General features: G+C 35.0%; 23 protein-coding genes. 13 read left to right on the top strand and 10 right to left on the bottom strand.

Annotated elements, in window-relative coordinates:
* Positions 1 to 2: 2 nt before the first annotated feature.
* Together G5B32_RS01675 and G5B32_RS01670 are read left to right on the top strand one after the other, a co-directional pair.
* Positions 3 to 518 (top strand): hypothetical protein, encoded by a 516-nt coding sequence (locus tag G5B32_RS01675; protein WP_165289819.1) that lies wholly within the window; start codon positions 3 to 5, stop codon positions 516 to 518.
* 64 nt (positions 519 to 582) lie between these two features.
* The gene (locus tag G5B32_RS01670) at positions 583 to 1,032 is read left to right on the top strand and encodes a GreA/GreB family elongation factor (protein WP_165289818.1); all 450 of its coding nucleotides are present in this window, start codon (positions 583 to 585) and stop codon (positions 1,030 to 1,032) included.
* On the opposite strand, the gene map is transcribed toward G5B32_RS01670, so the two are convergent.
* Together map and G5B32_RS01660 are read right to left on the bottom strand one after the other, a co-directional pair.
* Entirely contained in the window at positions 1,029 to 1,793 is a 765-nt protein-coding gene (map, locus tag G5B32_RS01665) for a type I methionyl aminopeptidase (protein WP_165289817.1), read from the bottom strand. The two genes, G5B32_RS01670 and map, sit on opposite strands and share 4 nt — an antisense overlap.
* A gap of 37 nt (positions 1,794 to 1,830) precedes the next feature.
* On the bottom strand, positions 1,831 to 2,709 hold the full coding sequence (locus G5B32_RS01660) for a 1-aminocyclopropane-1-carboxylate deaminase/D-cysteine desulfhydrase (protein WP_165289816.1): 879 nt from the start codon (positions 2,707 to 2,709) through the stop codon (positions 1,831 to 1,833).
* Positions 2,710 to 2,831: 122 nt separating this feature from the next.
* On the opposite strand from G5B32_RS01660, the gene G5B32_RS01655 reads away from it, so the two are divergent.
* The 4 genes from G5B32_RS01655 to trxB all read left to right on the top strand — a co-directional run bounded on the left by G5B32_RS01655 (position 2,832) and on the right by trxB (position 6,791).
* Entirely contained in the window at positions 2,832 to 3,866 is a 1,035-nt protein-coding gene (locus G5B32_RS01655) for an RluA family pseudouridine synthase (RefSeq protein WP_165289815.1), read from the top strand.
* 13 nt (positions 3,867 to 3,879) lie between these two features.
* Entirely contained in the window at positions 3,880 to 4,737 is an 858-nt protein-coding gene (locus G5B32_RS01650) for an aminotransferase class IV (protein ID WP_165289814.1), read from the top strand.
* 150 nt (positions 4,738 to 4,887) lie between these two features.
* A complete protein-coding gene (locus G5B32_RS01645) occupies positions 4,888 to 5,811 on the top strand; it encodes an exonuclease domain-containing protein (RefSeq protein WP_165289813.1) in 924 nt (307 codons plus the stop codon).
* A gap of 20 nt (positions 5,812 to 5,831) precedes the next feature.
* Entirely contained in the window at positions 5,832 to 6,791 is a 960-nt protein-coding gene (gene trxB / locus G5B32_RS01640; RefSeq protein ID WP_165289812.1) for a thioredoxin-disulfide reductase, read from the top strand.
* A gap of 59 nt (positions 6,792 to 6,850) precedes the next feature.
* Here trxB and G5B32_RS01635 read toward each other — a convergent pair whose 3' ends face one another.
* From G5B32_RS01635 to G5B32_RS01605, 7 genes are all read right to left on the bottom strand, one after another.
* Entirely contained in the window at positions 6,851 to 8,278 is a 1,428-nt protein-coding gene (locus G5B32_RS01635; RefSeq protein ID WP_165289811.1) for an amino acid permease, read from the bottom strand.
* Positions 8,265 to 9,584, bottom strand: a complete 1,320-nt coding sequence (locus tag G5B32_RS01630) for a DUF5103 domain-containing protein (RefSeq protein WP_165289810.1) — start codon at positions 9,582 to 9,584, stop codon at positions 8,265 to 8,267. The genes G5B32_RS01635 and G5B32_RS01630 overlap by 14 nt, the downstream gene beginning before the upstream one ends.
* Before the next feature lie 12 nt (positions 9,585 to 9,596).
* Positions 9,597 to 10,004, bottom strand: a complete 408-nt coding sequence (locus tag G5B32_RS01625; protein ID WP_223815315.1) for a hypothetical protein — start codon at positions 10,002 to 10,004, stop codon at positions 9,597 to 9,599.
* Between the two features lie 151 nt (positions 10,005 to 10,155).
* Positions 10,156 to 11,037: a 4-hydroxy-tetrahydrodipicolinate synthase gene (dapA, locus tag G5B32_RS01620; RefSeq protein ID WP_165289809.1), complete on the bottom strand. Its 882-nt coding sequence runs from the start codon at positions 11,035 to 11,037 to the stop codon at positions 10,156 to 10,158.
* Positions 11,038 to 11,062: 25 nt separating this feature from the next.
* The gene (gene ligA / locus G5B32_RS01615) at positions 11,063 to 13,084 is read right to left on the bottom strand and encodes an NAD-dependent DNA ligase LigA (protein WP_165289808.1); all 2,022 of its coding nucleotides are present in this window, start codon (positions 13,082 to 13,084) and stop codon (positions 11,063 to 11,065) included.
* Positions 13,085 to 13,201: 117 nt separating this feature from the next.
* Positions 13,202 to 14,254 (bottom strand): glycosyltransferase family 2 protein, encoded by a 1,053-nt coding sequence (locus tag G5B32_RS01610; protein WP_223815316.1) that lies wholly within the window; start codon positions 14,252 to 14,254, stop codon positions 13,202 to 13,204.
* Positions 14,224 to 15,096 carry a lysophospholipid acyltransferase family protein gene (locus G5B32_RS01605; RefSeq protein WP_165289807.1) on the bottom strand — a complete coding sequence of 291 codons (873 nt, stop codon included), beginning with the start codon at positions 15,094 to 15,096 and terminating at the stop codon, positions 14,224 to 14,226. Before G5B32_RS01605 ends, G5B32_RS01610 begins: the two co-directional genes overlap by 31 nt.
* An 80-nt stretch (positions 15,097 to 15,176) precedes the next feature.
* Here G5B32_RS01605 and G5B32_RS01600 point away from each other — a divergent pair, with 80 nt between their 5' ends.
* The 3 genes from G5B32_RS01600 (at position 15,177) to G5B32_RS01590 (ending at position 17,130) form a co-directional block, all read left to right on the top strand.
* Positions 15,177 to 15,785: a WbqC family protein gene (locus G5B32_RS01600; RefSeq protein WP_165289806.1), complete on the top strand. Its 609-nt coding sequence runs from the start codon at positions 15,177 to 15,179 to the stop codon at positions 15,783 to 15,785.
* A gap of 51 nt (positions 15,786 to 15,836) precedes the next feature.
* Entirely contained in the window at positions 15,837 to 16,376 is a 540-nt protein-coding gene (locus G5B32_RS01595; RefSeq protein WP_165289805.1) for a hypothetical protein, read from the top strand.
* A 94-nt stretch (positions 16,377 to 16,470) separates the two neighbouring features.
* Complete coding sequence (locus G5B32_RS01590; protein WP_165289804.1) at positions 16,471 to 17,130, top strand: hypothetical protein; 660 nt, start codon at positions 16,471 to 16,473, stop codon at positions 17,128 to 17,130.
* 290 nt (positions 17,131 to 17,420) lie between these two features.
* Here G5B32_RS01590 and G5B32_RS01585 read toward each other — a convergent pair whose 3' ends face one another.
* Entirely contained in the window at positions 17,421 to 18,014 is a 594-nt protein-coding gene (locus tag G5B32_RS01585) for a sugar O-acetyltransferase (RefSeq protein WP_165289803.1), read from the bottom strand.
* A 119-nt stretch (positions 18,015 to 18,133) separates the two neighbouring features.
* Between G5B32_RS01585 and G5B32_RS01580 the strand changes: the two genes are divergently transcribed.
* From G5B32_RS01580 to G5B32_RS01565, 4 genes are read left to right on the top strand one after another with little or no spacing between them, the layout of a single operon-like run.
* The gene (locus tag G5B32_RS01580) at positions 18,134 to 19,144 is read left to right on the top strand and encodes an NAD(P)H-dependent glycerol-3-phosphate dehydrogenase (protein WP_206366758.1); all 1,011 of its coding nucleotides are present in this window, start codon (positions 18,134 to 18,136) and stop codon (positions 19,142 to 19,144) included.
* 5 nt (positions 19,145 to 19,149) lie between these two features.
* Positions 19,150 to 20,043: an oxygen-dependent coproporphyrinogen oxidase gene (gene hemF, locus G5B32_RS01575; protein ID WP_165289802.1), complete on the top strand. Its 894-nt coding sequence runs from the start codon at positions 19,150 to 19,152 to the stop codon at positions 20,041 to 20,043.
* A gap of 13 nt (positions 20,044 to 20,056) precedes the next feature.
* Positions 20,057 to 21,289, top strand: coding sequence for a M16 family metallopeptidase (locus G5B32_RS01570; RefSeq protein WP_165289801.1), 1,233 nt, complete (start codon positions 20,057 to 20,059; stop codon positions 21,287 to 21,289).
* 10 nt (positions 21,290 to 21,299) lie between these two features.
* Positions 21,300 to 22,577 (top strand): M16 family metallopeptidase, encoded by a 1,278-nt coding sequence (locus G5B32_RS01565; protein ID WP_165289800.1) that lies wholly within the window; start codon positions 21,300 to 21,302, stop codon positions 22,575 to 22,577.
* The last annotated feature ends 29 nt before the right edge of the window (positions 22,578 to 22,606 follow it).

Genomic DNA, 22,606 nt, shown 5'->3' with positions numbered 1-22,606 from the left:
GTATGAAAAAAATTGCATTATTAGCTGTTGCAACAGCAGCTTTAACATTTACTGCGTGTAATAATAATCCGTCAAAAGATAGAAATAATGACGGCGAAGTTTCAGTAGGAGAGCATGTGGATCACACACATGATCACTTGAACGATGCAGCACATGATGCGTATCATAAAGCAGAAGAAGACTATAATCAAGCTAAAGCTGATCTGGATGCTGCAATTGAAAGAGGAGATAAAGAAGCTGAAGCTGCAGCTCGTAAAACTTTAGCTGATGCAGAAACTGTTTGGGAAAAGGCAAAAGCAGATATGCAACATGCTGCTGACAAAGCAAAAGATGGTATTAATCATGCTGTAGATGCAACTGAGGATGCCGCTGAAAAAACAGGTGATAAAATCGAAAGCGGAGCTAAGAAAGTAGGAGATGCTGCAAAGGATGCTGCTGACAAAACTGAAGCAGCCGCTAAGGATGCAGCAGATAAGACTAAGAAAAAAGCTAACGAACTAAAAGAAGCTTTAAAATAATCTATAATTAAAGTATTTTGTGAAGCGTCTATCGAATGATAGGCGCTTTACTTATTTTTGTGCTATGAATAAAGAACAAATTGTTGAGGCGTGTTTTTCAATCTTGAATCAAAAAATTGATCAGGTAAATTTTGCAATTCAGGATGCTAATCAAAGTCTACATGATGATACCAAAAGTAGCGCAGGGGATAAGTATGAGACAAGCCGTGAAATGATTCAACAAGATTTGAATCGTTATGAACAACAATTGAAAGTTCTGAATCAAGATACCGAAATATTGAACCGTATTAAAACGCAAAAAGTTGAAAGCAACAAAGCTGGTCTTGGCTCAGTGATACAAACCGATAAAGCGATTTATTTTTTGGCAACAAGTATTGGTTTAGTAAGCGTAGGAGATCAGAAAATATTTAGTATTTCTACAGCTTCACCAATTGGAAAAGTACTTGTAGGAAAGGCTGTAGGTGAGTCTTTTGAGTTTAATGGGGCTAAACAAGTGATTAAAGATTTGTATTAATTGAAAATCTTATTGTCTGCTGTTAGAATAATTGGTTTTCCGTCAGTAATTAAGATAGTATGTTCATGTTGTGCCATATAGCCTCCTTTGTCGCCAATCATTGTCCAACCATCATTTAATTCGATAGCATATGTTGAATTTGTTGATATAAATGTTTCTATCGCTACAACTGAATTTTTCTTGAAGCGACGTTGATCAAAACGGTTTCTATAGTTTAGTAACTCATCTGGATCTTCGTGTAAACTTTTTCCAACACCATGCCCACCTAAGTTTTTGATAACTTTATATCCGCGCTTTTTGGCTTCAGTTTCCATCAAATGTCCTATATCAGCAATTTTAACACCACCACGAATATTATCCAAAGTTTTTTGCAATATTTCTTTTGACGCGTCTACTAATTTTTGGTGGTTATAAATATCTTTTCCTAAAACAAAGGAACAACCATTATCCGCCCAAAAACCGTTTAATTCTGCTGAAACATCGATGTTTATTAAATCTCCATCTTTCAAAATACGGTTTTCAGAAGGTATGCCGTGACAAAATTCTTTATTTACACTTATACACGTATATCCAGGAAAGCCATATGTTTTATTAGGTGCAGAATTAGCATACATAGAAGTAAGGATACTAGCACCATAATTGTCCAATTCCTTTGTTGACATTCCAACTTTGGTAAACTCAACCATTTTCCTTAGGGTGTATGCAACTGCATTTGCAGCTTTTTGCATACCTAATAACTCTTGTTCGTTGCTAATTGACATGAGTAATAATATTTATATAGTTAAAGATAAAGAAATATCATTTATCAAACTTTTCTAATTGTCCCAATAAGCCAGTCAATCCTCCAGTATGGACAATTAGGATTTTGGTTCCTTCTTGAAAATAATCTTTTTCAATTAAATCGTGCAAAGCATACATTGCTTTACCCGTATAGGTCGGTTCTATCATGACACCGGTAGCTTTGATATAATTTTTGACAAAATTTATTAGTTCGGGCTTTACTTTTGCATATCCGCCAAAGTGATAATCTAGATGTAATTCTATTTGATCAATAGGCGCATGGTACTTTTGGATTTCATCTAAGATAAAACCACCATTTTTCAAAACAGGAATAACGTGTAGTTTCGTTTTTAGATTTTGTTCTTGAATTCCTTGTGCTATTCCAGCTGCTGTAGTTCCTGTTCCAGCAGCACAAAAGATGTGGTCATAAGTATTTGCTAATTCATCAACCAATTCTTTGCATCCCCAAGTCGCCTCTGAACTAGCGCCGCCTTCATCAATAAAATAGCATTTTTCTTTATTTTCTAATTGCTCGAAAAGCTTTAGCTTATCCTTATAGTCCTCTCTTGAAACAAATCGCAGTTTCATCCCAAAAAGCTTACACATATCCAGCACGGGATTATTGATATCTTCACCGCGTACAAAGCCAATAGTTTTATACTGATAAGTTGCACCTGAACAAGCTGTTGCTAATAGATGGTTGGACCACGCTCCACCAAAGGTGACTAAGGTTGTCTTTTGTTCTTCTTGTGCTTTTTGCAGGTTATATTTTAATTTACGCCATTTATTCCCTGAGATAAAAGGATGAATCATATCATCTCTTTTGAGATAGACCTGTACATTTTTGGATTTGTAGAGTAGATGTTCAATCTTTTGTTCTGGGCTATAAATGTGCATGTGCGCTAATTCCTAATTTTATTATTTAGCTCCATAAATATAATCGCTGAATTATCAATGATTTTAATTGTAGAACTGCCCAAAGTTAATAGATTTCGGCTTATTTCCTTTACTTTTGTAACATGTCTGAAGATTTGGAATTAATCGAACAAGAGGATCAGGAATTATTTGAACATATACGTATTGTCGCGGAAAAAGGAGTGACTACGATTCGTATTGACAAGTTCTTGATGAATAGAGTAGAGAATACCTCGCGTAATCGTATACAAAATGCCATAGATGCTGGTTCGGTGCGTGTCAATGATAAACCTATTAAGGCGAGTTATAAGATAAAGCCATTGGATGTAATCACCATGTTATTGCCCGATCCGCCACGCGATACCGAAGTCTATCCGGAGAATATTCCTTTAGAAATAATCTATGAAGACGATGATGTACTTTTGGTTAACAAGGAAGCAGGAATGGTAGTGCATCCCGGGTACAACAACTATACAGGAACATTGGTCAATGCATTGACCTATCATCTGAATCAATTGCCTACTTTGCCAGGTAATACGGGACGACCAGGATTGGTGCACCGCATTGATAAGGATACATCCGGTTTGTTGATTATAGCGAAAAATGAATGGGCAATGACCTATTTAGCTAAACAGTTTTTTGAACATACTATCAATCGTCGTTATATAGCATTAGTATGGGGAGATATAGCGGAGGATGGAACGGTGACAGGTTATATTGGTCGCGATCTTAAGGACCGTCGTATCATGGCTATGTATGATGATCCTGAAAAAGGGAAGTGGTCGGTGACGCATTATAAAGTACTAGAAAGGTTAGGTTTTGTGACATTGATTGAATGTCAACTCGAAACAGGACGTACACACCAGATTCGTGCACATATGAAATCTATAGGTCATCCTTTATTTTCGGATGCTATGTATGGTGGAGATAAGATAGTGAAAGGTACTTCGTTCAGTAAATATAAACAATTTGTAGACAATTGTTTTGCAGTTTTACCTCGTCAAGCACTTCATGCGCGTTTATTAGGTTTTATCCATCCGGTGACGAAAAAACAGATGGATTTTGAAGTACCAATGCCAGCAGATATGCAACAGGTTTTGGAAAAATGGAGAGCTTACGCAGCGCAAGTTAAAAGTTAATTAGTGAGAATTTATGCCAATACATTATATAAATTTTAATGGAGAAATAGTTTCTGAGGATTCAAAACTATTAACTGTTGAAAATAGAGGATTGAGATATGGTGATGGTCTTTTTGAGACGATGCTGTATCAAGGAGGGGAGATTAGATTTTTGCATTTACATGTAGAAAGACTACAACGTAGTATGCAAAAAATTCAATTGGAACAATCTACCATGTTTGATGAATATTTCATCAAAAAAATCACGGATGAATTGATTCGTAAAAATAATATGGTAGGTCAGCGTGTGCGTGTGCGATTGATAGTGTATCGTTCTGGAGGCGGTATTTATTCCCCAGAGACAAACAAACCCGCTTACATTTTACAGGTGCAAAAAGTTGATATTCAGGTACGCGATAAAAAGGTAGGTTTGATTGTGGATTTATATTCTGAAATCAAAAAGCCTTATAGCGATTTGTCTGAATTGAAATCCAATAACTCCTTGATTTACGTTTTGGCAGGGAACTACAAGAAGAAATTTGATTACGATGATGTATTTATCTTAAATCAAGAAGGCTTTTTGTGTGAAGCGCTTACCTCTAATATTTTCGTTTATTACGATAAAGTGTTGTACACCCCAGCTTTGAATCAAGGCTGTATCGACGGTGTAATGCGTCGGGTTGTGATGGATATGTGTGAAGAAGAAGGTATTCCAGTCGTAGAAGCGCAGATCAGTCCAGAAATCATGAAGAAAGCGGATGAGCTATTCTGTACGAATGCGGTTCAAGGTATTCAGTGGGTGATGGGCTATAAGCAGAAACGTTACTTCAATAAAATTTCACGTATTTTGCAAGAAAAATTACGTACTTGGAGTTATAATAAAGAAGATTAAGACCTTGTTTTTTGGTCAAAGTCATTCTTTTGTTGAAAATATCTCATAATATAGAGTTGTGACAAAAATAAGTTTTTGCTACGTTGGCATTTGCTTATTTTTGTTTTTAATAATTTTTGGTCTTAGGGCTGAAAGTATAAAAATAAATTCATGGAACTAAAATTAAAACGTCCGTTAGCTTTTTTCGATTTAGAGACAACAGGAGTCAATATTGCAACCGATAAAATCGTTGAAATTTCGATTTTAAAAGTGAATGTTGACAATTCGGAAGAAGTGTATACACGTCGTATCAATCCTCAAATCCCAATTCCTGTAGAGTCATCTATGTTCCATGGCATCTATGATGAAGATATCAAAGATGCACCTACATTTAAGGATTTGGCAAAGGAAATTGCAGAGTTTATTGGAGATTCAGATTTGGCGGGATATAATTCCAATAAATTCGATGTTCCCATGTTAATGGAAGAATTTCTAGCAGCGGGTGTAGAGTTTAGTCTAGAAGGACGTTCGTTTGTTGATGTGCAAAATATTTTCCATCAAATGGAGCAACGTACGTTGAAAGCTGCGTATAAGTTCTACTGTGGTAAGTCTTTAGACAATGCACATCAAGCAGAAGATGATGTACGTGCAACATATGAAGTGCTTAAAGCACAACTCTCAAAATATGAAAATGAAAGTTATACAGACAAGCATGGTGCTGTTTCATACCCAGTGGTGAATGATGTAGAAGCCTTACATAAGTTTACGAACCTGACTAAACCAGTAGATTTTGCTGGTCGTTTTGTCTATGATGAGCAGGATGAGGTTTGTATCAATTTTGGGAAGCACAAGGGTAGAAGATTAACAGATGTTTTTGAATCTGAACCAAGCTATTATGCATGGATGCAGAATGGAGATTTTCCATTGTACACCAAACGCATTTTAGAAAAATTGTGGAATGAATACAAAAGCGCAAGAAATGCACAAAAGCAACAAATTGCTAAAAAGGATGAGCCGAAAGTAAAAGTAGAAACAAATCCAAAGCCTATTACAAGCGATATGTTGGCGAGTTTGCAAAATAAATTTGGTAAGTAAAATAAATCTAAAAAGACATAATGAATAAAGAGCAAGTTTCAGAACACGTTAATTGTTTGATTATTGGATCTGGGCCAGCAGGTTATACTGCAGCTATTTATGCAGCGCGTGCTGATTTGAAACCTGTAGTGTATACAGGTATTGTTCCGGGAGGTCAATTGACACAAACTACAGAAGTAGATAATTTTCCAGGTTATCCTAAAGGTATTACAGGTCCTGAATTAATGGAAGATTTGAAAAATCAAGCAGAACGTTTCGGAACGCAGGTACGTTTTGGCTATGCTACTAAAGTAGATTTTTCAAAAGATGGTAGTATTCACTATGTAGAAATTGATGGTAAAACCGTTATTTCTGCGGATACTGTTATTATCTCTACCGGTGCTACAGCTAAATGGTTAGGATTAGAATCAGAACAAAAATACAATGGTTTTGGTGTATCTGCTTGTGCTGTATGTGATGGTTTCTTCTTCAAAGGACAAGATGTGGCAATAGTAGGTGCTGGGGATACAGCTGCAGAAGAAGCTACTTATTTGGCTAAATTGTGTAATAAAGTATATATGTTGGTGCGTCGTGACGAGTTCAGAGCTTCAAAAGCAATGTATCACCGTGTAATGAATACAGCTAACATCGAAGTATTATACAATACGGAAACACAAGAAATTTTAGGTGATGGTCAAGTGGTTACTGGTGTTCGTGTACTAAATAATAAAACGAACGAAACAACAGACTTAGATGTAACAGGTTTCTTTGTGGCTATTGGCCATAAACCAAATACAGAATTGTTCCAAGGTATTTTGGATATGGACGAGACAGGTTATTTGATTACAAAACCAAATGTTACAGCCACAAATATACCTGGTGTATTTGCAGCGGGTGACGTGCAAGATAATGTTTACCGTCAAGCTATTACCGCAGCTGGAACAGGCTGTATGGCGGCTTTAGAGGCTGAAAGATACTTAGCGGCTAAGGGTGATCATTAAATTTTGATCAACTGTATAAAAAACAAAGGCTCGAATTTATAAATTCGAGCCTTTGTTTTTTATACGCTTTGTTTAGCTTTATTGGCTTTCACTATGCGGTAACTTATATAGAGTAATAATATCCAAATAGGAATTAATTCTACAGATATTCGTAACCCTGTTAACCACATCATTCCCAAAACCCCGAATAAGAATAATAAGGTTAAATAATTACTTAAAGGATAGAATAAGCTTGGAAAGCTAGTAGATTTGTTTTCTTTATTCTTTTGTTTTTTGAAGAACAAATGTGTCCAAGAAATCATAATCCAGTTAATAATCAAAGAAGATACAACCAATGACATCAATACTTCTAAGGCTTGTTCTGGCATTATTTTGTTAATTACAATACAAAAAGCAACCAATACCGCTGACACCATTAAAGCAGCAATAGGAGCATGGTTTTTATTTAGTTTTCGTAAAAATTTTGGGGCATTTCCTTGTTCAGCCAAACCATACAGCATTCTTGAATTACTATAAACACAACTGTTATAAACCGATAACGCTGCTGTCAAAACGATAATATTCAATACATTCGCAATTAAGCTCATGAAGTCAAATGTTTTGCCGAAGACAGTAAATTGCTTATCGTTCAAAATGTCAAATACTTCTACAAAGGGGCTTGTATTTGCTGTAATTGAGCGCCAAGGCATCAAGGAGAATAGTATAAACAAAGCACCTACATAGAAAATTAAAATACGAATCAAAACTTGATTGGTCGCTTTCGGAATATTTTTCTCTGGATTTTCTGCTTCCGCAGCTGTGATGCCGACTAATTCTAAACCTCCAAAAGAGAACATTATGGTTACCAAGGCTGCCAATAGCCCTTGATAAGAACCGTCTTCTGTTTGTTGCAACCAGCCTTTAGGGAAAAATCCTCCATCATTCACTAAATTTTGTACGGTGGCTTGGTCACCTTCAGCTCCCGAAATTAAAAGATAGCCTCCAAAGATAATCATTGCTATAATGGCTGAAACTTTAATAATGGAAAACCAAAATTCCGTTTCTCCATAAACTTTTACTGAAGTAAGATTTAAGGCATTGATTACAATAAAAAAGAATAAACTTGAAACCCATAATGGTATTTCGGGCCACCAAAATTGAATATAAACACCAATAGCCGTTAATTCAGCCATACTTACAAGTATATAAAGAATCCAATAATTCCAACCTGAAGCATACCCTGCAAAAGGCCCCCAATATTTATTGGCAAAATAAGAGAAACTTCCCGATACAGGTTCGTCAACCACCATTTCACCTAATTGCCTTAATATAAAAAATGCAAAAATACCAGCAATAGCGTAGCCTAGAATAACGGATGGGCCAGCTAAAATGGCGGCTTTCCCAATTCCAAGAAATAAACCTGTACCTACAGCTCCACCAATAGCAATAAGTTGAATATGTCTATTGCTTAATCCTCTCTTGAGCTCTTTTTCTTTATTTTCCTCCACTGTATATGTTATTATTTGTAGTTTTTATGTTTTTAAATCCAATAAGTTCATCCCAATATATTCCTTGTTTGCGGTAATATACGAGAATTTGATATTCATTTTCTGTTTCAAAATATGATCCTGAATACTTATCGGTTATGATTTTGTTTTCCTCTATTGTGATGTATTCATAATTATAGATACCTTGCTTTAATAATTGAGTGGTAGTCCATACGCCTTGCTGTTCGTCGTAGGATAACTTATTTTCTGACCCAATCTTATAATTATTAAAAGCTCCTACAAGGTAAATATCTCCTTTAATATTTGCAGAATCTTTTAGCGAAAAAAATGAATTAATATATTCACTTTGTAAGTTTGCTTCTTCAAAATCTATATTCCGAATATAAAACTTCCCGTTTTCATCGGGTTTGTAGATGTATTTGTTATCTGACTTTTTCTCGTCTAAATTGACTTGCGCCAAAATTATGCTGTCACGAACTATTGATTGTACTGAAGAAGACGCACTTCTAACACTGCGCAAATCTAAGGTTCTAAACTCATTGTTCCCTTCAAAATCTAAACTTTGAGGGTTATTGTAAGTTATCTTATTACTCGAAACTTGAGTTGGTGCTTTGAGGATTTTATAATTGTCTTGTCTTTGATTTTGGTAGACATGAATCTGTAAGTTCGTATGAGGATTTCTTATTTCCTGAGAGGAATTAACTGAAACATTTAGTTTTTGATTTTTTGATCTTTTAGTAGGAGATAAGGATGGAATAATTTCAGAATCAAGTTGCACTTCTGATTTTAAAACATAAATCTTTCTAGTAAAAAGTAGGCGTTCTTGATCAGCATCTTCGTAGACTTTGAGTAGATAGTTGCCAGATAATTTCGGTTTTATGTTTTCATTTGGAAAGATGAAAGCATAATGCGTATAAGCTTGTAGGGTATTTTGCGAATTCTGAAAAGTATAAATTCTATCTTCTTCGTACCCCGTGAGATAATCTATACTAGGTAATCGACTAGATGTCCAATCGGCATTACAATATTCTATCCGATAATAAAAATTGCGCTGATCCGCACGTAAGTCATCAAAAGAAATCGTTAAAGTTTCATTTTTATTTAAATCAATAATTGGAAATTCGTTTTCCTTGCCTATATGATTCAATTGTACAGTCCTGATATAAGAAGAATAATTAAAATTATCGTATATCAAGTTGCTTTTACCAGTTCTTAAATCAGGATTAGATTTTCGTTTTTGTGCATAGCTGTTAATACTTGTTGTTATTATTAACAGGCATATAATAAATGATTTAAATTTAATCATTTAAACAATAGCTTATTTCATTCTTACAATTTTATCTACTATATATACGGTATTACCACGCCAAGGTAAGGCACCTTTATATTCTTTATAATGTAGATCAAAGAATTTGCCGCTATTAGTTTCTAAAATATTATAAATAGAATCACTTTCGACCGAAAAAATAAATTCATTGCTGGTGATAACTCCCGTGCGACCACCGCCAAATCCTTCTTGAATTAATTTTCCTTCATAAGTTTTGAAAAGATTGCCCTTCTTGACAGCATAGTTTAAATAGCCAGATTTTACACCTTCACCAAAAACAAAATAATATTTCCAGTAAATTATTCCGCTAATAATTAATAGAGCTACGACAATAAGCCAACCAAAAAATGATTTCAATTTTGAACCTTTCTTTTCTGTGTTTAACGATGATTCCGCCATATTACAAGAATTTGATATACATAAATATAGCAGAATGTTTTTATAGTTTCTAAGCTTGCCTATTAAAATTCACATTCCTTGTAGAAGAGTTAAAAATAAGAAAGGCTTCATCATTAAAACGAAGCCCTCTATAATATACATTTACCTGAATTTATTCCGCTAAAATAGTTATTTCTTCTCTAATTTTATCCTGTGTGGTTGAACTTACTGAAACTAAAGGTAAGCGAACCACATCTTTTCCGAATCCCAACTCCTGCAAGATGTATTTTACACCACAAGGATTTCCTTCAACAAAACAAAGATCTGTAATGTGTAATAGCTTATTGTGGATTTTTCGTGCCTCCACATATTTTCCTTCTGCACACAATTGGGCTAAAGTTGCTACTTCTTTTGGGTAAGCATTTCCTACCACAGAGATAATTCCCACAGCACCCAATGCCATCATCGGTAAAGTAGCAGGATCGTCTCCTGAAATTAATAAAAAATTCTCAGGTTTGTCTCTCAAAATTTCCGAAAACTGTGCGAAATTACCTGAAGCTTCTTTGATCGCGACAATGTTTTTGAAGTCATTAGCCAATCTCAATGTCGTCTGTGCCGTCATATTTGATCCTGTTCTTCCAGGGACATTATATAAAATAACAGGCAAGCTTGATGCTTCAACTACTGCTTTATAATGTTGGTAAATACCTTCTTGCGTAGGTTTATTATAGTAAGGTGAAACTGAAAGTATAGCGCAGTAACCTTCTGTATCAAAATATTTTATAGCTTCAACAATTTCATGTGTGTGATTTCCACCAATACCTGCTACCAATGGAACTCTACCATTTACTTTATCTTTTGTAAACTTCCAAATCTTCTTCTTCTCCTCAGAGCTTAATGTAGCTGTCTCACCTGTAGTTCCTAACGAAACTAAATAATTCATACCCTCTTTGATTTGAAACTCAATTAAATTTCCTAAAGTTTCAAAATCTACGCTTCCATCTGCATTAAATGGCGTAACCAATGCTACACCTGCTCCTTGAATCTCAGTCATTTTGATTTTTTAATTTATATAGTATTTATTCTTGATTAATCATTTGTAATAGTTCCTTTTCCGAAATGATAGGAACATTTAATTTTTCAGCTTTTGCTAGTTTTGATGGTCCCATTTTATCTCCAGCCACCAAATAATTGAGCTTCGCAGAAATACTGCTCAACATTTTTCCACCATGAGACTCTATTAATTTGGTCAATTGCTCGCGTGAGTAATCCACAAAAACTCCCGATATTAAGAATGTCTTACCTGATAATCCATCACCCGCTAAAACAATTTCTTTTTCTTCGATCTGGAATTGTAAGCCATAGCTTTGAAGTTTATTTAGCTCTGCTAAATTATCTTGGTTATGCAGATAAGCATATAAACTTTCTGCAATACGGATTCCGATATCCTGTACCGAAGCGATATCCTCTACAGTAGCTGTTTTTAGATTTTCTAAATTCTTGAAATAAAGAGCTAATTTTTTAGCTACCGTCTCGCCCACATGACGAATACCCAAAGCAAATAGTACTTTTTCAAAAGGTTTTGATTTCGATTCCTCAATACCTTTAAGCATATTGTCGATGGATTTTTGACCAAATCTTTCGATAGTAACTAATAGATCTCGCTTTTCGTGTAGCGTATACAGATCTGAAATATGTCTTACTAAATTCATTCTGTATAGCGTTTCTATTGTTTCATCGCCAAGACCTTGTATATCCATCATCTTGCGTCCAATGAAGTGTTGCACTTTACCCACTATTTGGGGTTTACAACCATTTTCATTAGGACAGTAATGTACTGCTTCGCCGTCTTGTCGTACTAACTTTGTGTTACACTCCGGACAATGTGTAGGGTAGTGGATAGGCGTAGCATCTGCAGCTCTTTTATCTGGATTTGCAGCAATAATTTTGGGAATAATTTCCCCACCTTTTTCTACGAATACCGTATCACCTTCGTGTAAGTCAAGACGCTCAATTTCATTCGCATTATGCAATGAAGCACGTTTCACTGTAGTACCTGCTAACAGTACAGGCTTTAAATTAGCTACAGGAGTTACTGCACCTGTGCGTCCTACTTGATAACTCACACTATTTAGCGTAGTTTCTACTCGTTCTGCCTTGAATTTAAATGAAGTCGCCCAACGTGGAGATTTAGCCGTAAAACCTAATTCTTCTTGATACGAATAATCGTTTACTTTGATAACGATCCCATCAATATCATACGATAAATCGTGACGGGCCGTATCCCAATAATGGACAAATTCTAAAACATCATCTATACTACTGCACAATTTGCTGTGTTCAGAAATATGAAAGCCCCAATCTTTAACTTTTTGCAAGCTTTCCCAATGTGTAGAGAAGAACTTATTTCTATTTTCTAAATACAAGAAATATAAGAAACAGTCTAAAGGTCTTTTAGCTACTTCCGCTGAATCTTGTAATTTAATGGTACCTGAAGCAAAATTTCTAGGATTGGCGTATGTTTGTTCTCCGTTTTCTTCACGCTCTTTGTTTAAGCGCAAGAAAGCAGATTTATGCATAAAGATTTCACCGCGAATCTCAAAGATTTCGGGATAGTCTGATTTTTTCAGTTGATGTGGAATTTTACGGATGGTCTTTACATTTTGAGTCACATCGTCCCCTTGTACACCATCTCCGCGTGTAATAGCTTGCGCTAATTTTCCGTTTTCGTATGTCAAAGAAATAGATAATCCATCAAATTTTAACTCACAAACATACTCTACGGGATGTCCTATAGCTTTCTGTACGCGGTTATCAAAATCACGTAACTCCTGTTCGCTGTACGTATTGCTCAATGAAAGCATCGGCCAACGATGTTTAACAGTTTTGAATTTACTAGTAATATCTCCTCCCACTTTTAAAGTAGGTGAGTTGGGGTCTCTAAATTGAGGATATTCTTGTTCTAACTTTTCAAGTTCTTTGAGTTTAATGTCAAAATCAAAATCGGAAATTACAGAATTAGCCAATACATAATATTGGTAATTATATTCGTTTAATTCTGCTGTTAATTGTTCGATTTTTGCTTGAATATCTTGTGACATACGCGACGAAATTAATAAAATTTAAATGCTTAAAATAATTTAGAAACCAATATTTTACGAACTATAACTGCTAGGAGAATAGTTCGTAAAATCGGTTATTCTAAGATTTGTGTTGGGTTAAAAATTATTTGCTGACAATTCTGTGAATTTTTGAATTTTATTCACATAAAAATCCCAAATAATGGATTTTTTATATCTTCCTATTTTGTTTTCTGTAGCAGAATATTTTTTACGTTTTCTGGAATTCTTGAAGAAATTGACGAAAAAATCCTGATGTGCGCGACTAATAGCCCATGCATCTTTGGGTTTTCTTTGAGCCAAAAAAGCTAATAAAGCTAATAAATCTAACCAGAAACGGACAAAAATAACACCGAAAGCTTGGGCTAAGGGAAGGTTTTTTTGCAACATAAAAAGGTTGTTTCTGAAGTTGAGATAGGTCTTTTTAGGATTGCTTGTGTTTAAAGTTCCTCCGCCGACATGATAAACCGTACTTGTAGGACAATAACCGATTTTATAACCCATTTTTTTCAAACGCCAGCATAAATCAATCTCTTCCATATGTGCAAAAAAATCGGAGTCAAAGCCTTGAGCTTCTTTCCAAACATGGGATTTAATAAATAAAGCAGCACCCGTTGCCCAAAAGATTTCTTTCTCGTCCTCATATTGCCCTAAATCTTCTTCGGCTAGGTGAAGTATACGGCCGCGACAAAAAGGATAACCGAATGCGTCAATATATCCCCCTGCTGCTCCAGCATGTTCAAAATGCGTTTTTTTATGGTAAGCTCTGATTTTTGGTTGTGCCGCAGCGTAATTGTTGCGTTCCATCATTTCGATGACAGGTTCGATCCAATTTTCCGTTACTTCAACATCTGAATTGAGTAAAACGTAATAATCGGCATCTACTTGTTCCAGCACTTTATTATATCCACCTGCGAAACCATAATTTTCTGAATTGGAAATAATGCGAATGGTGGGATAATATTCTTTTACAAAAGCCAAAGAATCATCTGTCGATGCATTGTCTCCAATGACGAATTCTATATTGGGATAGGTGCTATTATACACAGAAGGTAAAAATTTCTCCAAGAAATATTTACCATTCCAGTTCAATATTACCACAGATACTTTTGGATAGTGTGTCATGCTTGATTTCTTCGCTGTCTTTTCCATCTATTATGCGTCCATAACCAATACGGGGGATTCTCACGAATCATTTTTTCTGTAAATCGATTATGAATATGCGTTATCTCATGTTCTGCGTATTCTGCAGGATTTTCTACCAATGTAGTAAATTTACAATAATAATGCCCTCGTTTTTCTTTTCGACCAATATGACAATATACTACAGGGCTGTTGGTCATTTTGGCTATACGTTCAGTACCCGTATACACTAATGCTTCTTGGTTCAAGAAAGGCATAAAATAATCCGAATCCTGATAAACGGGTGTTTGGTCGGCTACGAACATACTGATGTGAGGTGTGTTGCGTAATCTTACAATATGACGCAAGATTTGCTTCATGGGAACCATTGTCGCACCAAATCGTGTGCGAATGCCATTGTACACCTCATCGAAAGCTTTATTGTTTAGTGGCTTATAGATAACCAGTCGTGGATTTTCAGTCATTAGTGAAAGACGAAAAATTCCCAGTTCCCAATTCCCATAATGCGCGGTTACTCCAATAACAGCCTTACCTTTATCAAAATGTTGGTAAACTTCTTCTGGATTATGTAATTCAATCCGCTTAATAACTTCTCGCTCGCTGATATCTGCCATTTTGATAGCTTCAACGATTAAATCAGGGAAATACCTGTAGAACTTTTTGGCTATTTGTTGTATTTCTAGTTCTGTTTTTTCGGGAAAAGAATTACGAAGGTTTTTGAGAACTACCTTTTTGCGGTAGCCAAAGACATAATAAATCAATAAATATAAAGCATCCGATAGGAGATACAAGGCACTAAAAGGTAGTTTGGATAGACTCCAGAATATAAATTTAAGAATGCTTTTACTCATCAACCTAACTTGTTTTCGATGCTACAAATATCCTCAAATTAACTTATTTTTGCGGTAATTTTTAATAAGTAAGTATAAATATGTCAAATTCAATCATTTTATCAGCGAATTATCTTCCTCCAGTATCTTATTTTCATGCCATTGCGCAAAATGACGGAAATGTAATCCTTGATAAATATGAGCATTTTCCAAAGCAGACTTATCGCAACCGTGCAAAGATTGCGACAGCAAATGGAATTTTGGATTTGATTGTCCCGATACAACATGGTCGCAAAGAACGTATTGCGATGAAAGATGTTAAGATTACTTATGATCACGAATGGCAACGCTTACATTGGTTGAGTTTACAAACTGCTTATCGTAGTTCGCCTTATTTCGAATTCTACGAAGACGATTTCAGACCTTTCTACGAAGAAAAGCATGAATTTCTATTTGATTTCAACGTAGCTCAATTGGAGTTAATTCTAAAATGTCTTAAACTGAAACGTACAATTGATTTTACAGAAACTTACGAAAAATCTTATGAATCAGGTGACTTTAGAAGTTTGATCCATCCGAAAAAAGGTTCAGTTTTACAAAATCCAAAACCTTATTACCAAATCTTTGAGGAAAGACACGGGTTCCTTCCGGATTTGAGTGTGATAGATTTAATTTTTAACCAAGGTCCTCAAAGCAAAAACTATTTGTAGAGGAAAGTAGGTTTCTTCGTATATTTAAGAGAAGAATAAAAAAATCTAGTTATGAAATCACTTCTCTTAATTATGCTGACTTCGATCAGCTTTAATATTTTCGGTCAGAAATATAATATGACCCATTTCAATAAATTAACTGAAGTGGAGGGTACACCTTATGTTATTGCAGGGGTAGATGAGCGAAATAAGATAGAAAATAAAAGGCTGTCTTATCTTTTATTTATTAATACTAATGATAAAAAAACGCATGAAGTTAATTTTGGGGTTGGCGGATATTATTTAAATGTGGAACAGATAAAAATTGATGAATTATACATTAATTCTATTCTTGTCTCCGCGAAAACACTGGATTGGAATAGCAAAAATGGCATAGATGGGGAGGATCCTACTCAGCTATTTGTGCTTTCTGTAGATGGAAAAACTAAAACTCTTCTCACTCCCAGTAGTTTTTATGTTCAGAAGTGGGTAGTCAATAAACAATCTGGCACTTTAACGGTAACGGGCTTTCCCGACTTTAATCAGAATAGAAAACTGGATAAATCAGAATTTAGTCAAATTGAAATTTATGATTTAAAAACCTTAAGTTAATTCATAAAATATAATACTTATTCATCTTACAATTTCTCTTCAAAACAAATGACCTGATTTATTGTTATGGAATAATAATGCCTAAAAGTATTTTATGACTAAATATTTCACACTGATTGCTTGTTTCTTTTTCGCAATTCAATATTCATTTGCTCAAAATGACGCGGATACGATTCACTATCGTAAAATCTATTATTTTGCCGGAACTGGATTGGCGCTACCTATTGGAAAGACGAAAGAAGTACTTTCTCCGAAATTATTTGCTGGGAGCATGGGATTAGATATTTCGCTTAAAAACTCTAAATATTATCTTTATCCTGCCTTGTATATGTTCAATTTTGACTACGATCAGAAAATCGAGGATAATAAATACAATCATTTAATTGAAAATGGAAATGCAAGTATATATATGTTGAGTTTGGCTGGAGGAACGCGGAAGCAGATGAAAAGACTTAATACGTATGTCTATGGTGGTCCAAGTTTTGGCTTAGTCAATGAACCTCGCGCTCAAAAATTGGAGACTACCGTTAAAATCGACTACGATAGATCATTTGCTATAGGGGCTAAAGTAGGGGTTGGAGCGGATTATAAATTTAAAAGTTTCTTTTTAGGGGGAGAGTTAGGATATATGCGGCATTTTACTAAAGTACAAGGACGACCTTTTCATGCTATGACCCTGTTGTTTGGTTTGAAATCTGATATTACTAGACTCGGGGAGAAAGTAGTAGAAATAATTGCTCCGTCATCGAATTAGCGATTTGTTAAAAAGTGTTAAAATCAAAAATATGAAATAATAAACTTAATAGACCTGCGTTTTAAGGGTAGAAATTAATATTCATAATTTCATATTTAGGTTAATAATTGGTTTGGTACCCCTACAGTTCTCCGCTGTAGGGGTTTCTTTTTATAATCTATTTGTTACAATTACCACTTAATCTTGGCATGCTATTTGATATTATATTAACGAATATAAAATTTTCAATAATTTCATATTTAGGTTAATAATTGGTTTGGTAAACCCTATGCTCTCCGCATAGGGTTTTTTTATATTTCTCGATTTTTGTAATAATACTTTTTATCTTCATCGGTTATTTTACGGATTACTTTACAAGGATTACCTACCGCAATGACATTTGCAGGAATATCTTTTGTAACTACTGAGCCTGAGCCTATTACCGAATTAGCGCCTATATTTACATTGGGATTAATGACCACATTTCCACCAATCCATACATTATCTCCTATAGTTACAGGCAAGGCAAATTCTAATCCTGTATTTCTTATTTCTGGATGAATAGGATGTCCAGCAGTATAAATGGACACATTTGGTCCAAACATCACATTTTCACCAATAGTAACTGGTGCGCAATCTAAAATAGTAAGGTGATAATTTGAGAAAAAATTATTTCCAATGCGAATATTAAAACCATAATCACAATAAAATGGCTGTTCTATGCAAAACAATGCATCCGTCTCTCCGAAAAGCCCGCGTATCAAAGCTTTTCTTTCTTTATAATTTTTAGGATCTATCTGATTGTATCGATAACAGGCGCGTTGTGCTTCGAGTCTATCTTTTTGTAATTCTTTGTCCGAAGCCATATATGGCTTGCCTAAAATCATTTTATCTTTCTCAGTCATGGCTTGTATTTTGCACGTAAATATATTATTAAGATACATAAAGTCATTTTTATTCCATTAATTCACGATAATAATCGGGTAAACATATTTAATAAGTATCTTTGGGCAATCATTAAAGTATGGATAAACACATTTCAAATCGGATTGGTGTCATCGGGAGTGGTAGTTGGGCGACGGCCATGATTAAGATGTTGACAGACAATCAATCAGAAAAGGAAATATATTGGTGGGTAAGAAAACGGGAGGATATTGCATACATTGAATCCTATAAACATAACCCAAGTTATTTGACAGCCGTAGACATTAAAATTCCTTTTGAGCATATTTCTTCAAAAGTGAAATTTGTATTTGACAACAGTGATATTATTGTGTTGAATACCCCAGCGGCTTATCTTAAAGATGCCCTTCAGGATTTAAACGCAGAAGATTTTCAAAATAAAATCATCGTTTCGGCGATTAAAGGTATCATTCCAGATGAAAATCAAATTGTAGGAGAATATCTGACTTCTACTTACGGTATTAGCATAGAAAATATTATTGTTATCGGAGGACCTTGTCATGCAGAAGAAGTTTCGCAAGAGAAGTTGTCGTATTTAACATTTGGCTGTAATGATTTAGAAAAAGCTGAAATTGTAGCTTCATTATATAAGAGCCGATACATAAATACTATTGTTTCGGACGATATTTTGGGTATTGAATATGGTGCTGTATTGAAAAATATCTATGCCTTGGCTGGAGGCATTTGTCACGGACTAGGATTTGGGGATAATTTTCAAGCGGTATTAGTATCCAATGCGATCCGTGAGATGGAATATTTTGTGGAAGCTATTAATCCAGGATCACGTGATATTAATGCTTCCGCGTATTTGGGTGACTTATTGGTTACCGCTTATTCACAATTCAGTCGAAACCGCACATTTGGCAATATGATTGGCAAGGGATACAGTGTGAAATCTGCTCAATTGGAAATGAATATGGTTGCCGAAGGGTATTATGCGTCGAATTGTATTCAAGGCATTATTGCTAAATATCAATTGGATATGCATATTTGCAATATGGTGTATCAGATATTGTACAACAATAGCCCTGCATTAAAAGAAGTAAATATATTAGCACAGAAATTGTCGTAAATAAGATGACAAAAGAACATATAGCAGAAACCTATCAGAAGATACAAGATGAAATTACCCAAGCCTTGGAGGCTTTGGATGGGGGAGCGAAATTCGAGGAAGAAGTTTGGGAACGCGAAGGCGGTGGTGGAGGAAGAACACGTATTATTCAAAATGGAAATATTTTGGAAAAAGGCGGTGTAAATTTCTCTGCTGTACATGGGAAATTACCTGAGGCTATTAAAAAAGCTTTTGGAGTTGATGAAGAATATTTTTTCGCTACGGGTGTTTCTATTGTTATTCACCCGAACAATCCGCATGTTCCGATTATTCATATGAATATTCGTTATTTTGAATTGAACGAACAAATTCGTTGGTTCGGTGGAGGAATAGATTTAACGCCGCATTATGTTATTGATGAAGATGCGAAATTCTTCCATCAACAATTAAAAAATGTATGTGATACCCATCATCCTAATTTTTATGCTGATTTCAAAACTTGGGCGGATAACTACTTTTTTATCAAACACCGAAACGAAACGCGCGGAATTGGTGGGGTATTCTATGATAAATTGACTCCTGAAAAGACAGGATTAAGCTATGAGCAAATCTTTGATTTCTCGTGTGATTTGGGAAGAATCTTTGCACCGACTTATATAGAGCTTGTTAATAGACATCGTGATCAATCTTACACACAACGAGAGAAAGATTGGCAATTGATTAGGAGAGGTCGTTATGTGGAGTTCAACTTAGTATATGATTCGGGTACGAAATTTGGTTTGGAAACCAATGGTCGTATTGAGTCAATCTTAATGAGTTTACCGGCACAAGCCAACTGGTTTTATGATTTCAAAGCGGAACCAGGATCGCAAGAAGAAAGAACTTTAGATTTATTGAAGAAAGATATTCCCTGGGTATAATTATCAATTATTAATGATAAATTTCAATCGTTTCAAACTAGATAATGGTTTGACAGTTTTGGTGCACGAAGACCATACTACAGCTATGGCTGTGGTGAATATTCTATACAAAGTAGGAGCTCGTGATGAATCTCCTGAACAAACAGGTTTCGCACACTTGTTCGAACATCTTATGTTTGGAGGTTCAATAAATATTCCTAATTATGATGCTCCTTTGCAATCCGTAGGAGGCGAAAACAATGCTTTCACAAGTAATGATATTACGAACTATTACATCACATTGCCTTCTAATAATTTGGAAACAGCATTTTGGTTGGAGAGTGATAGAATGTTAAGCTTAGCTTTCAGTGAGCAAAGTTTAGAAGTTCAGCGTCAGGTAGTTTGTGAAGAGTTTAAGCAGCGATACTTAAACCAACCTTATGGAGATGTTTGGTTGAAACTGCGGCCTTTAGCCTATAAAGTTCATCCATATAGATGGGCAACTATTGGTAAGGAGCTTAGGCATATTGAAGAAGCAAAAATGGAAGATGTAAAAGCATTCTTCCAAAAATTCTACACACCTCAAAATGCTATTATGGTGGTAGCAGGAGATGTAAATCTTGAGGAAGTCAAAGCGTTAGCAGAAAAATGGTTTGGTGATATTCCGGCAGGTAATGCTTATGAACGTAATTTGCCTCAAGAGCCAAAGCAAGAAGAAGCTAGATTTGAAAGTGTAGAAGCTGATGTTCCAGTAGATGCTTTATATATAGCATTTCATGGACCAGACAGACTTTCTCCAGATTATTATGCTACCGATTTAATTTCTGATTTATTATCAAGGGGTTCCTCCTCCAGATTGTATCGTTCGTTGGTAAAAGAAAATCAAGTTTTCAGCGAAATTAATGCTTACATGATGGGCAGTATTGATACTAATCTTTTTGTGGTAGAAGGAAAACCGTTACCGCATATATCTTTAGAAGATGCTGAAAAACATATTTGGACGGAACTGGAAAAAATAAAATCTGAACTGGTTGCTGAAAATGAACTGCAGAAAGTGAAGAACAAGGTAGAATCAACCATGTTATTTGCTGAACTATCAATTTTGGATAAAGCGATGAATTTGGCTTTTTTTGAAATGCTAAGCAAAGCAGAAGATTATAATCAAGATGTGGCTAAATATAGTGCTGTTACTATAGAAGATATTCATCGTGTAGCCAATTCACTATTTGTGAAAGAAAACTCTTCTACATTATTTTATAAATCATAAGCGAAGGAAAATGTTGAATAGAACAGTAGCACCTCATTTCAAAGAAATAAAGGATGTTAACTTGGTAGAACCAGAAAAAATGGTTTATGCCAATGGATTGAAAACATTTATTTTTCAAGCTCCAGATTTGGATTTGATTAAGTTAGAATTCACTTTTGATAATATTCTATTAAAAGAAGAACTTGCTATATTAAATCCTGTGCTTTCTTCAATGTTGAGAGAAGGTACAGAAAGTCTAACATCCAAACAGATAGCGGACACCGTTGATTTTTACGGTGCTTATTTGATGCCAGAATACAGTTTTGATCAAAGTTCATTGACTGTATATACGATGCACAAATATGTAGATAAAATACTTCCAATTTTAGCCGATATCCTGCAGCATTCTATTATTCCACAAGCGGAATTAGATACGCACATACGCAATAATAAACAGTCTTTACAAATCTCGTTGCAAAAAAATGATGTGCTAGCAAGACGTAATTTCTATAAGGAAGTCTTCAAAGGAACGCGTTATGGTGTGCTTCCGACAGAGGAAACATACGATGCTATTGAGCGAGCGCACATTGTAGAATTGTATCGTAAGCAGATACAACCTGCTAACTGTAATTTGTTTATTGCTGGAAATATAGACGCCAATTTGAAGTCTTTAATAGCTACTTTATTTGGTCAGGAGTGGGAAAATACACATGAGCTGGTGAAGAAAACTTCATTGGAATTCCAACCGTATTCTTCGGAATTGTTGATCAAAGAAAAACCAGAGGCTTTACAATCTGCGGTTCGTTTAGGCGGATTAACTATTAATCGCCGTCATATTGACTTCCCTGCATTACAGTTTGTAAATACATTATTTGGCGGTTTCTTTGGTTCACGTTTAATGCGTAATATTCGTGAAGAAAAAGGGTATACGTACAGTATAGGTTCGTACATTGGAAATTTACGTCATACAGGATTTATAACTATTGCTTCGGAAGTTGGCGTTGATGTGACACAAAATACGCTGAGTGAAATTCAGAAGGAATTTGAAATCCTTAGAAATGAAAAAACTTCTGAAGAAGAAATTGCCTTGGTTCGTAATTATATGCAAGGAATGCTTTTAGGAAGTTTAGAAAGTATTTTTTCGCATGTCGATAAGTTCAAAGCAGTATACTTTTCTGGATTAGGAACAGAATATTACCAGTATTATTCTTACATCTTAAAAGATATGAATGCGGATAAGGTGCAAGATATCGCTCAACGATATTTTGACTATGATAAATTATTTAAAGTGGTAGTCGGAAAGATTTAAGATCAAACTTTAAAATTAAAAAAGCCCAA

It is taken from the genome of Sphingobacterium sp. SGL-16, from assembly GCF_011043515.1.
GTDB classification, from domain to species: domain Bacteria; phylum Bacteroidota; class Bacteroidia; order Sphingobacteriales; family Sphingobacteriaceae; genus Sphingobacterium; species Sphingobacterium litopenaei.
This window is presented reverse-complemented; position numbering and strand designations above follow the sequence as displayed.